The organism is Streptomyces sp. NPDC003248 (assembly GCF_055563235.1).
Window position 1 is genome coordinate 16,445 of record NZ_JBVHDT010000007.1, and the last position, 11,245, is coordinate 27,689.

Annotated in this window: 7 protein-coding genes and 2 pseudogenes; 6 read left to right on the forward strand and 3 right to left on the reverse strand. The window is 70.3% G+C overall.

All coding sequences use genetic code 11. The annotated features are described in order from the left end of the window. Window positions 1-709: 709 nt before the first annotated feature. Window positions 710-1,588 (reverse strand): alpha/beta fold hydrolase, encoded by an 879-nt coding sequence (locus ACZ3KJ_RS18325; protein ID WP_467528113.1) that lies wholly within the window; start codon window positions 1,586-1,588, stop codon window positions 710-712. Between the two features lie 75 nt (window positions 1,589-1,663). Between ACZ3KJ_RS18325 and ACZ3KJ_RS18330 the strand changes: the two are divergent. The 5 genes and pseudogenes from ACZ3KJ_RS18330 to ACZ3KJ_RS18350 all read left to right on the forward strand — a co-directional run. Next, window positions 1,664-2,274: pseudogene (locus ACZ3KJ_RS18330) on the forward strand (SARP family transcriptional regulator); the annotation flags it as partial. Window positions 2,275-3,483: 1,209 nt separating this feature from the next. Then, window positions 3,484-5,331 carry a leucine-rich repeat domain-containing protein gene (locus ACZ3KJ_RS18335; protein ID WP_467528114.1) on the forward strand — a complete coding sequence of 616 codons (1,848 nt, stop codon included), beginning with the start codon at window positions 3,484-3,486 and terminating at the stop codon, window positions 5,329-5,331. A 611-nt stretch (window positions 5,332-5,942) separates the two neighbouring features. Next, window positions 5,943-6,077 carry a hypothetical protein gene (locus ACZ3KJ_RS18340; protein WP_467528116.1) on the forward strand — a complete coding sequence of 45 codons (135 nt, stop codon included), beginning with the start codon at window positions 5,943-5,945 and terminating at the stop codon, window positions 6,075-6,077. Further along, on the forward strand, window positions 6,077-6,751 hold the full coding sequence (locus ACZ3KJ_RS18345; protein ID WP_467528118.1) for a restriction endonuclease: 675 nt from the start codon (window positions 6,077-6,079) through the stop codon (window positions 6,749-6,751). The genes ACZ3KJ_RS18340 and ACZ3KJ_RS18345 overlap by 1 nt, the downstream gene beginning before the upstream one ends. A gap of 43 nt (window positions 6,752-6,794) precedes the next feature. Further along, window positions 6,795-7,058, forward strand: a complete 264-nt coding sequence (locus ACZ3KJ_RS18350; RefSeq protein ID WP_467528120.1) for a transposase — start codon at window positions 6,795-6,797, stop codon at window positions 7,056-7,058. A 73-nt stretch (window positions 7,059-7,131) separates the two neighbouring features. On the opposite strand, the pseudogene ACZ3KJ_RS18355 reads toward ACZ3KJ_RS18350, so the two are convergent. Continuing rightward, window positions 7,132-8,553 (reverse strand): annotated as a pseudogene (locus tag ACZ3KJ_RS18355) (ISAzo13 family transposase). A gap of 272 nt (window positions 8,554-8,825) precedes the next feature. Further along, entirely contained in the window at window positions 8,826-10,322 is a 1,497-nt protein-coding gene (locus ACZ3KJ_RS18360) for a DUF4246 domain-containing protein (RefSeq protein WP_467528121.1), read from the reverse strand. 741 nt (window positions 10,323-11,063) lie between these two features. Here ACZ3KJ_RS18360 and ACZ3KJ_RS18365 point away from each other — a divergent pair. Next, on the forward strand, window positions 11,064-11,189 hold the full coding sequence (locus tag ACZ3KJ_RS18365) for a hypothetical protein (RefSeq protein WP_467528122.1): 126 nt from the start codon (window positions 11,064-11,066) through the stop codon (window positions 11,187-11,189). Window positions 11,190-11,245: the final 56 nt, after the last annotated feature.

Genomic DNA, 11,245 nt, shown 5'->3' on the forward strand with positions numbered 1-11,245 from the left:
GTCGTTGAACTCCCGGGCGTCGGGCGCGGTCGGGCAGCCGGCATCGGAATGTCGTGGCACAGGAGGCTTCTCCTAAGGTCGGGGGACGTGGCTGTTCGACGACTCCTGGTCCGCGGCGGTCCGCTGCGGACGCCTGCGCCCGGCACTCGCCAGGAAGACGGGGCCGTGCCCGGCAGGGCTTCGACACGGTCGAGCCTCGCCCTGCCGGCCACGGGAAGCGCAGGGAGGGCGGATGCGCCAGCCGGATGGTGACAATGGCCCTGCTGCCGGTTGCCTCGTCGGCCGTGAGGCGGACGGTGCGGACGGCGGGCTGCGGGTGCCGGAGAGCGAGTGCGGCGGCTGCCCGGACTCGCAAGGGGCGGAGAGCCGGTGCCCGATCCTCGGACGGAGGCCCGTCTGCGGGACCTGCGTGCCGGTCGGCACAAGCGGATGCTCATCAAGGGCGAGCGCGGGGGCGCCCCTCCCCCGGAAACGTTCAGCAGTGCCTCGCCGACGGACGTGCCCACGCCACGGCAGCCCTGCATCGGCCCTGCTGTGCACAGGCCGATCGGTGTGCGGCGCCGGCCGAGTGCCCGCACACCTGCCGTCAGCCCGTGGACACACCGCGCGGAAGGGCTGACCATCCGCCGGCCGTATCACCGGCCTCAGGGGGCCGTACGTTCGTGGCTCGACCGTCCGTGGCCCAGCCGACGGGTCGAGACGAGAGGGCTCAGCGGGCCAGCAGGTCCTGGATCGCCGCTGCGATCTCGTCGGGTGCCTCCTCGGCCACGAAGTGTCCCGCTCGGGTCAGCCGGTGGTCCAGGTCCGGCGCCCACGCCTTCCACACCCCGGCAGCGTCGTAGCCCAGTTGCGCGCCCCAGTCCTGCTGGACGACCGTCACGGGCATGGCCAACTGCGAACCGGCGTCCAGGTCCGCCTGGTCGTGTATGACGTCGATGCCCGCCGAGGCCCGGTAGTCCGCGACGATCGACGTCACTGCCGCGGCGCTCGCCCGCAGGTATTCGGCACGCACCTCCTCGGGCATGGCGGCCGGGTCGTTGGCCCAGGCGTCGAGGAACGAGCCGAAGAACGCGTCCGCACTGCCTGCGATCATCGCCTCCGGCAGGCCCGGCGGCTGCGCCATCAGGAAGAGGTGGTAGCCGACCGCCGCCGACACGCCATGCAGGACGTTCCACATGTCCAGCGTCGGCACAATGTCGAGGATGCCCAGGTGCGTGACGGTCTCCGGGTGGTCCAACCCCGCCCGGAAAGCGACCAGAGCGCCCCGGTCGTGGCCGACGAGGGCGAAGCGCTCGTGGCCGAGCGCCGCCGCCAGGGTCACGACGTCGGCGGCCATGGTGCGCTTGGCGTACACGTCGGGGCCGGTGGCCGCCGGCTTGTCGCTGGCACCGTAACCCCGCAGGTCGGGACAGATCACCGTGTGCTCGTCGGCGAGCCGCTCGGCGACGTGCCGCCACATCAGGTGGGTCTGGGGAAAACCGTGCAACAGCACGACCGGGCTGCCGCTGCCACCCACAGCGGCAGCCAGCTCCACACCGTCCGCACCGGGCAGGCGGATGTGATCGAAGCCGGGAATGGTGAGCGTCACGAGGGACCATCCTCTCGGGTCGGGGACACGACCGGATCAGCTTGGACGACGGCGATCAGCAGCCGATCAGTACGCTCGGGCGCGGCCGGCGACCTCGACGCCGCGACCGCGCACGCCGATGCGGCCGACCAGCTCGCCGCCGCCACCGAAGCGCCCCTCGTCCCCGTCCTCACCAGGTGGTTCAGGGCCCGGGCCACGGCCACCCGCCCGCAGCACCGAACCCGGCGGACCGACCGCCGCCACGGCCGCGGCGCACTACCGCGCTGCCGAGGACGCCCTCCGGACGGCCGGAATGCCAGGGCTGCACCGCGGACCTGTTCCCGCTCGCCCTGCTCGGGCTGCGCCTGCTGCACGACCGGCCCGCGCCCACCGACCCGCACCTCGACCGGGGCCTGTACCGATCCTGGGCGCGGCCCCTCGTGCCGCTCGCCCAGGACCGGGGCGAGGAGGCCCGTACCGCCCTCGCCGTGGCGCCCGAACCACCGTGTGACCACATGCGGGAGGCCATGTGGTGCCTGACCGCCCGCGCCGCCGTACACCTCGGCGAACGCGGAATCGCCGCGCACGCCGCGGCCGCCCTGCGCGATGCCCGTACGGAACACGCCGGTGCCGCTGGCGGAATGCTGACCCTGGACCCGGTGGCCCGCTACCTGGCAGAGACCCAGGCATGCGCCCAAGCGGGATGAGCGGCCCAGATTCCACGCATCACGCGCCCATTGGCGCTCACCTGCCCCCCCACGGCCCCGGTGGAATCAGGTCGCCATGACGTTCCAGTGGCATCCGCCGTCGGCGCTGGGCGGGTGGTGTGCCGGCGACGGTCTCATGCCACGCGGGGCAGGAGCACGGCAGTTCTATGGCTGCCGCGCTCGCCCTCTGCGCCGGCTCCGCATTTTTCAGAGGCTGCCTGAGCCCGAGTCATCGTGTAGACGGAGACGACTTCCGGTAGCCGGGTGGCGGCCGACTGTTCGAAGGCGGCCACGACGTCCCGGCGCAGCGGCCGGACCTGAGTGGCCACCATTGCCTGTACCGGATGGTTGAGTGCGCGCAGGGAGACCTGGGCTCTGTACCCCTGGATGATGCCGCGTCTGTGCAGCAGCCTGGTGCGTTCCGGACAGGTGGACGGCGCGATGCCGAGTCTCTCGGCGAGCGAGGGCCGGCGGAACAGGGGGGTTTCCCGACGGGTTTGTCGACGTGGTCGCGGGGGCCGAGGAGGCCGACTGCGCAGCAGGTGAGGTCCGTCGCCTCGGGGCGTGCCGGCGAGTTGCTCCAGATCCTGGTCGTGGACCCGTGCTGTCTGCGCGTGTTCGGACATGTCGGCGATGACGACGTCTTCCTTTCCTGGCTGCCCTGTTGCGCAGGGCGTTCAGTGTCGTGGTGCGGGCGGCCGGAGCCGGACATCCCGCCTGGGCGGCCCCGGATGGAGGGGCCCGTCGGCGTCCTCTCGCTCGGCGCCCAGGAGTGCGGGTAGTTGCCGGCCGATGGCGATGCAGGCATCGGCGTCGGCCGGCCGTCCGGCGGGCAGGGGAATTGAAGGAAATGGTGATGCCCTGCCCGACTGCGAGCTGGTCCTCGCGGACGCCGCCCCACTGCCGGACTGGCTTGAGCAACTCACCACCGCTCGCATCCCTGCCTGGTCACCCGGTGAGCAATGCGCGGATCGATGTCCCGCAGGACTCCGCAAGGACCGCGAGACGGTCCCGCCCGTCGGCCGGCACCCGGATCACGGCATCGGACATGTCCCGCACGCGTACGCCGGTGTTCACGCTTCGGGCGGATCCCGGCCCTCCGGCCGTGCACCACCGCCGGAGGGCCGGCACCAGCGGCGTCGCCGGCTGCCGGACGGCCGGGCGGTGGGCGTCGGCCGATGTCGGAGCGCACGCCTAGACTCTCGGCCCATGTCGTCCACGAAATTCCCCGCTCCCGGGGTCACTTCTGGTTCCGCCGCCCCAGGGGGCGCGCTCGACGCCGAGGCGCGCGTGCGCGAGTTGATCGCCGTCCTCGACTCGGGGGAGGCACTCACGCAGGCCGCCGAACTGGCCACGGCGGCCTGTCTGCCGCACGAGCTGCTGCTGCATCTGTGGCTGTCGGCCGCGGACCCGGACGGGTTCTGCGCCGCACTGCTGGCCCCGGCGATGACCCGCGAGGGTGTCACCAGCCTGTTCCTGACCTCGGTGACGTCGCTGCGCGGCCTGCGCCACCTCACGATGCTGCGCAGCCTCACCGTCTTACGCTGCAAGGAGATCACCGACATCACCGACCTGGCCGCGCTGACCGGCCTGGTCGAACTCGACCTCAACGGCTGCGCCGGCGTCCACGACCTCACCCCGCTCAGCGGCCTGACCTCGCTGACCAGCCTCACCCTGCACCGCTGCCGCGCGGTCGAGGACACCCGGCCGCTGCTGACTTTGAAGAACCTGCGCCACCTGGATGTGAGCATGACCAAGGTGCGCAGTGCCGCCGGGTTCGGCGCGGCCTTCCCCCGGCTGGAGAAGCTCAGCCTCCAGGGCTGCCGCTCCTTCCGGGACGCGGGCCAGCTCGCCGGCCTCGGGGCACTCACCGAGCTGAACCTCGGCTGGACCGGCATCCGCGACCTGGACGGCCTCACCGGCGCCAGCGGGATCCACACCCTCGACCTCGTCAGCTGCAAACGACTGACCAGCCTCAAAGGCATCGACGCACTGCCCCGGCTGACCGGACTACGGCTGGAGAAGTGCAGCCGGCTGGAAAGCCTCGACGGTCTCGGCGCCCACCCCCACCTGGACCGCGTCCGCGTGGAGGAGTGCCCCGCCCTGCGGGACCTGCGCGGCCTCGCCGCCCTGACCGGCCTGAGGTCCCTGCACCTGACCTCCTGCGAACAACTGACGTCCCTCGCCGGACTGGAGGCACTGACCTCGCTGGCCGTCCTGGACATCGAGGCGTGCCCCGCGGTGAGCGACCTCGCCCCGCTCGACGGGCTGCCCGAGCTGAGCCTGCTCTACCTGCAGCAGATCGACGGGCTCCGTGACCTGACCTCGCTGGGCTCCCTGCCCGCTCTGGAGACCCTGTCGGTCAGGTGGTGCCCCGCGCTGCGCAGTCTCGGCGGTCTCGGCGAGCTGCCCCGCCTGGCCGAGCTCCGCATCGACAGCTGCCAGAACCTGTCGGAGCTCGGGCCGCTCGGCCATCTGAAGGCCCTGCGCGAGCTGTGCGTGGAGGACTGCCCCTCCTTCACCACGGTCGGCTCCCTCGGCACGCTGTCCGCCCTGAAGGACATACGGATCAGCGGCTGCGCCGTCCTGGCCGACCTGTCCGGACTGGCCGGTTGCGGAGCCAGGAAGCTGAGCCTGTCGGGCCTGCCGATCCTGACGGACCTCGACGCTCTCGCACAACTGCCGCGGTTGCGCACGCTGGAGGTGTACCGCTGCCCCCGGATCCGGACACTTCCCGCCCAGCAGTGCCGGCACGTCCTGCTCTTCGAGCTGCCGTGGACAGACCTGTCCGGCCTGCGGGCGGGCCCCGACCTGCGGAGGATCCAGCTCTTCTCGGAAAAGCTGACGGACATCGGCGCGTTGACGGTCCTCCCGGGCCTGACCGATGTCGACATCGACTTCTGCACCGAGCTGAAGGACTGGAGCCCGCTGCTGGACATCCCGGCCCTTGACCGGTTCAAGCCACCGCGCTACCAGATGTACGAGATAGAGAAGGACGGCGGCACCGATCCGGTGCTGGAAGCACTCGCCGCCCGGGGAGTCACACGGTACGAGTAGACCCTCACGGTGGATTCGCCTGATCGTCGCAACGTTGCAGGTTCATGGTGCCAGAGCGGCGGCGAACTCCTGGGCGGAGGGCTGCCGACTGGGGTTCCTGCGGGGTCGGTTGCATCCCGACCCTGTGACGCCCTTGGGTCACGGTCGCAGAACCACGGTTCAACGGGGCAGCGCCGGCGCACTATGGCTGTGAGTGCGCTTCCGCTGCTTTTCACCGTTCGTCGACAGAGCGCTGCTTAACGTTACCGGGGCTGTTTCCGCAGGTGAGGGACGGACGGTCACGCGCCGTGTGAGGACTGGCGGAAAGGGTCATGGTGAACCGTTCGGGAGCTGAGAAGGGCATTCGCCCAGCTGAGCTGCCTCAGGCTCGCTGCCCCGTGCATCGGCCTGACGGTGTGGGCCCTCCTGGCCTGATGGCGACTCGACCGGGGCGTAGCGTCGTAATGACCCATCAGTTGCTGTCAGTGCGCACTGCTACACCCTTTTTGTCGGGATGAGCCGTGCTCCGCGGCCCACCGACGGGAGGGGGAAACATGTCGAGGGTGCCGGACGGGTTCCACCGGGTATGCAGACACATCCGTCGCAATCCGAGGCCCAGGAGCGCCAAGCGCATGAGCGGTTGGATGATTGCCGGCTTACTGGCCGGCGTGTGGCTGTGGGGGCAGGTGTTCGGGTTCAGTGAGTCCACCGCCACGACACCGCCGACGGTTCCGAAGCCGGCGGCCGGCGCGACGGCCGACCGCTGATGGGACGGATACGTCTGCGGCGCCCTCGCGGTGCCGCGGAGCTGGTCGCAGCGGCTGTGGTCGCCCTGGCCGTGCTCGTCCTGGTGGCGCGGACGGCGGCCATGGCGGTCGGCGCACTGAAGGCGGCCTGGCCTGCCCTGCTGGCTCTCGCTCTGCTCACGGGAGCCGTCGCGGCGTGGCGGATCAGGCAGGCGACCACGATGCGGCGTCGGGAGAAGGAGCGGCTGGCCACTCTGCGGATCACGCTCGCGGAGTTCGACACCATGGACGACCGTCGTTTCGAGTACGCCCTGCGGGATCTGCCGGTCCGTGAGGGCTGGCCGGCCCGCAGAGTGGGTGGCGGTGGCGACCAGGCCGCCGACGTCATCGGTGACCATCCGCAGCGCGGCCGGATCGTGGTGCAGGCCAAGCACACCCGCGTCGGCGGGAAAGTGGGCTCATCGGTGATGTACGCGGTGAAGGGGACGGCCGGGCCGGTCCATAAAGCCGATCACGCTGTCGTCGTCACCAACGGATCCCTCACCCGCGATGCCATGGCGTGGGGCGACCGGCACGGCGTCCACTGGATCGACCGGGAAAAGCTACAACGCTGGGCCGAGGACGGTGCCGCTCTGCACGCGCTCCTCGGATTGTCCGCGCGCTCCCGCCCGAGCCGATTCAGGCGTGCGGCATGACTGGCAAAGAGCGTGATCGCTGCCCAAGACGTCTGGAGGTGTGGTGTTCGATGAGGACGGGTTGCTCGACCTGCGCAAGTGCAAGAAGAACGCCCAGGACTGGTACGAGGAGATGCACGAGCGCCAGCGCAAAGCGCACTCCTCGCGGCGTATCCGCGTCGAGCACGGCATCGCGCATCTGAAGACCTGGCTGGCACTGACCCGCCACCTCGGCCGCCGCGAGCATATCAGCGACACCGTGCAAGCCGTCGCTGGTCTGCTGCCCCACCAGCAGAACGCGGACCTGCCTCCGGCACGGCAGGTGTGATAACCAAGCCCCGCTGAGGTCCTCGCCGTCTCACCACTTACCGTGCACGAGCTCGCTAAGGGCTTGCCGATCATTAACACGTTGTCTTGATCATGCTGATGGAGCTCAGGGCTCGGACCCGAGTTTGGAGGGCTGTGAGGGCGGAGGGCGGGGTGGCTGCCGGCGGGATGACGACGCCGTGCGTCTTGAGCAGTGTCCTGATCTTCAGCAGGGTGCGGTGCATGGCGGTCCGGCTGCTTGCGAACAGTACCGCGAGGGGTTCCGCGGCCAGGGCGATCCGCAGGTGAAGGACGGCCGCCAGGACCTGGTCGGGAAAGGCGAGCCGGGGCGGGCGGCCCCGGTTGACGTTGCCGTCGACGGCCAAGTGTCGGTGAGATCGCTCAGTTGCTGCCGGGACATGCCGGTCAGGACGGGGTCGGACAGTAGCGCATGGTCCCACTCCGGGGCCGGGGCTTCTGCGGAGCCCGGGGTGCTGGGACGGCTGGGCAGGGCTGGGGGTGCAGGGCATAGTTCCAGTCGCCGTGGAAGGCGTGTCGGGTCAGTGGCAGGGCCGCCATCTCCGCGTCGCCGATCTGGACTCCGGTGGGGTAGATGTTGGTGTCCAGCTCGGCCATGACGCGCAGTCCGGTGCGGGTGGTGGTCGCGGCAATGGACTGGACGATGACTTCGTGGCTGGTCAGCGGGCGGCCGCGCCAGTTCATGGTGATGTGGGAGAAGAGGAAGCCGGTGCTCGATCTTGTTCCACTTCGATGTTCCCGGCGGCAGGTGGCACACGGTGATCGTCAGTCCTGTTTCGGCCGCGAGCCGGGCGAGTTCGAGCTTCCAGGCCCGGGTGCGGTAGCCGTTCGAGCCGCCCGCGTCGGCGGTGATGAGCAGTCGTGTCGCCTGCGGGTAGGCGGCCCGGCCCTGGCCGGACCACCAGCGGCGGTGTCCACACTGATCACCGGCTGGCCGGCGTCCCGGTGATCGCGTGCCTGCTCGTTGAGATAGCGGAACTGGGCATCGCGGTCTGGACGTTGGCTTCCCTCGATGGTCTTGGCGTTGGCCTGCAGACTGAAGCCTTCCTCCCGCAGCAGGTCCGCGACGGTGTCCGCACCGACTTTGTGCCCGGTCCGGACCAGCTCCCGCGCCAGCGCGCGGGTCGACTTCACCGTCCACCGCAGCGGCGACATCGGATCACCGCGCTCGTCCGGCTCGACCAGCGCCAGCAGGGCCGGCCGCAGCCCCGGATCGAGATCTGGCGACCCTCTTGCGGCCCCCGCCCGGCCTCCGAACCCGCCCCAGAGGCTCCTCACCGGTGCCTCCAACTCGGACACGCCCTTGCGGACCGTGGTCTCACCCACCGAGGCCGCCGCCGCGACGGCCCGAACACCACCTTGTCCCAGGACACGGGCCTCTGCGGCCATCAGCAGCCGTCGCTGCCGCTCATCCAGTGCGGGAACAACACCGCGAACTTCATCGCGAGTTGGGTACGGATCTCGTCCGGGATACGCATACCACATCAACGAGCGATGAGACGGGAAGCAACACCTTGATGATCGGCAAGCCCTTAGGTCGAGAAGCAGTGGTATGCACCGCGGAATCCACCGCATCGCGCCCCGCTCGCGACGCAGCGGGGCAGGAGTGCGGTGACCGACCGTCAATTCACAGCGTGATGGATCACCGGGGACCTGTTCCGTCAATGATGCTGGGGCGGGGTGCTGGAGCAGATCGCGGTCCGACGGGCCGACACCGCATTGTGACCGGCAACTTCAGGATGGACGTCGTTCAGTGCTCGCAGAGGGAGAACTCCCGCTCGTAGAGCCGATTGTTGTTCTCGTCGACGAAGAACTTGCGTTCCTGCATGAGCTGTTCGCGGTAGTCCTTGGCCGCCTCCAAGGTCATGGTCGTGGTGGCGGACCACGGCTGCTGGGGCGGCACGTCCGACGTGGAGACGATGGTCTGCGACGGGTCGACGAGGAAGAAGGCGAGGACCTTGCGGTGCCCGGGCCTGGTGGGATCGGTGAGGCGGAACGGGGCGACGCGGTGCTGGAGGACGTTCGGGAAGGCCAGGCAGCGGCCCTCCGGGGTCGCCGCGGAGCCCAGCACCTGGTTGAGCGGGCCGTCTCTCTCCAGGCCGTAGACCTCGCGCATGCCGGTGGTGTCGTCCTGCTGGTGATCCGGGTCGTCGACCGCGGTACGGAAGCTCAGGCGACTCTCGGTGATGTTCTCGCTCTCCCAGTAGAAGAGACAGGTCGAGACGATCCGCTCGTTGAGCATTCCCTCGACGTGCCAGGAGCCGCCAGCGTACTCGGGGCTGTCCGGGGTGAGGTGGATGGCGGCGAGTTTGACGATGACCTGGAGGCAGCGGCCGCGCAGGTCGACGCGGTCGGTGCTGGCGGGCAGGGCGGGCGGGGCGTATTCGGGGGCGTCCGGGAGGGCGGGCCGGCGGTCGTCCCACCAGGTTTCCACGGCCTCCTCCCAGGCCTGGTGCGCTTCCTCGTCCTGCACGTCGGGCTCTTCCGGTTCGCTCCCTTCGTACTCCTCGTACCAGGACCACGGGTCGGCCTCGATCCGCAGGGTCCGGGGATGGCGCAGATCAGTGAGGACGTTCTCGAACAGCGGGCGCACCCGGGCGAACAGGCCGGGCAGGACGGCGGCGAGTTCGCGGTGGTCCTCGGGGTGGACGTTGTTGACGTACGAGAGGAAGGTGACGTCGCCGTCGTCGCCGACCCCGACGTCCGTGGGCAGCCACTGGAACCGTTCGGAGAATTCGTAATCCGAACGGTAGCCGGTCTTCGGTTTGTGCCACGCCCGCTCGGGTCCGCCGCTCACCTCGCGCACCAGGCAGAACAGCGACGGGTGGACCAGGTCCAGCACCTGGCCGTGGGAGCCCGGGTGCCAGTCCTTGTCCGCGTCGGGGACCTCTTCCAGGACCCGCACCGCCTCGCGCAGCCGTGCGGTGAGCTCGCCGTCGACCAGGGTGTCCGACTGCCACACTCCGTCGACGGCGGACACCTCGACACCGGTTCGGGCGTCTCTCAGCGCGGCGTAGTGGGCGAGCTCGGCGAGGACGTACCGTATCTCCGCCTCGGTCAGGCCCTGGTCGACGGCCTCCTCGGTCCATCTGGCCACCACGTCGGCGTCGTGCATCTTGACGTACCACTCGGGCTTCGACCGGATATGGGCACTGCACTGCACCATCTGGAGCTCCCGCAGTGTTCTGGGCTCCTGGCCGTACAGGGAGGCGGAGAAGGGCAGGGGGAAGGCAGCCGGTTCGGGCATGTGTACCTAGTCCTTACAGTTGTTCGGAACGGCCGGAATGCTACCGCCCGGGACTGACACACACCGCACCCCAACTCCCCTTGTACAGTTGGCCGTTGCGGACCAGCGCCTGCCACCTGAGACCTTGGGCATGCGGTCGCCGACGCACCTGCGGTGCGTGACAGTGACGCCCCGGATCACCACGCCGTCCGGCAGGGCAGGGCAGGGACGGTCACGGGGATGAGCCCGCCCGGCTGCACCGCGGCCCTGGATGCTGGGGCGGCGTACATGCGCTCGCCCGTCACGTTCCCCAAGTACAGGCGCTCCGCCTCGCGGCGCGCCGGATTCCCCGACCGCCGGGCGTCCTTGCGCGCCCCGTTCCGCTGACGTGGGTTTTGCGGTGGCCGTGGTAGCGGCTTCGGCGGGCTTGGTGGGCGTTGACGAGTTCGCGGATGGTGCCTTCGACGCCGGATCGGGTGGCGTGGAGCCGGCGCCCGTTCGCCTCCAGGTAGTGCCGCTGCGGTGTCCCCGCACGCCGGCCCGGACCCGCCACGGCCGCCGCCCGGGCGCCGTCCGGCCGCTCCCCGTCGACCGACACTCCGCCCGTGACCGCGCGGCGGAGTTCGCGGGGGCGTCCGCACCGTTCCGCCCCGGCGTCTCCCGCCGCCCGGCAGCCCGGCCAGAGCGAGCCGCAGCTCACCCTCGAGGTCGGCCAGCGCCCCCTCGTCGACCGGGACCTCGTCGAAGAATCCCTCCCTGATCATGCGCAGCAGGTCCTGCGGCGACATCCGGGTGCCACCGGTCACCAGCGGATCGACCAGCCGGGCCAGCTGCGCCCGGTCGTCGTCGCTCAGCCCCGACACCACGTCGTTCCACAGCTCCTCCTAGGGGGAGGTGGGCTCGGTCCGGTTGACGAACTGCGCCGCCGGATACACGACGGCCGA

What these genes read in the sequence shown, in the direction of transcription:
- ACZ3KJ_RS18360 (WP_467528121.1), bottom strand. Translation starts at nt 10,322, where the DNA reads ATGCCCGAACCGGCTGCCTTCCCCCTGCCCTTCTCCGCCTCCCTGTAC.
- ACZ3KJ_RS18335 (WP_467528114.1), top strand. Translation starts at nt 3,484, where the DNA reads ATGTCGTCCACGAAATTCCCCGCTCCCGGGGTCACTTCTGGTTCCGCC.
- ACZ3KJ_RS18345 (WP_467528118.1), top strand. Translation starts at nt 6,077, where the DNA reads ATGGGACGGATACGTCTGCGGCGCCCTCGCGGTGCCGCGGAGCTGGTC.
- ACZ3KJ_RS18340 (WP_467528116.1), top strand. Translation starts at nt 5,943, where the DNA reads ATGAGCGGTTGGATGATTGCCGGCTTACTGGCCGGCGTGTGGCTGTGG.
- ACZ3KJ_RS18365 (WP_467528122.1), top strand. Translation starts at nt 11,064, where the DNA reads ATGCGCAGCAGGTCCTGCGGCGACATCCGGGTGCCACCGGTCACCAGC.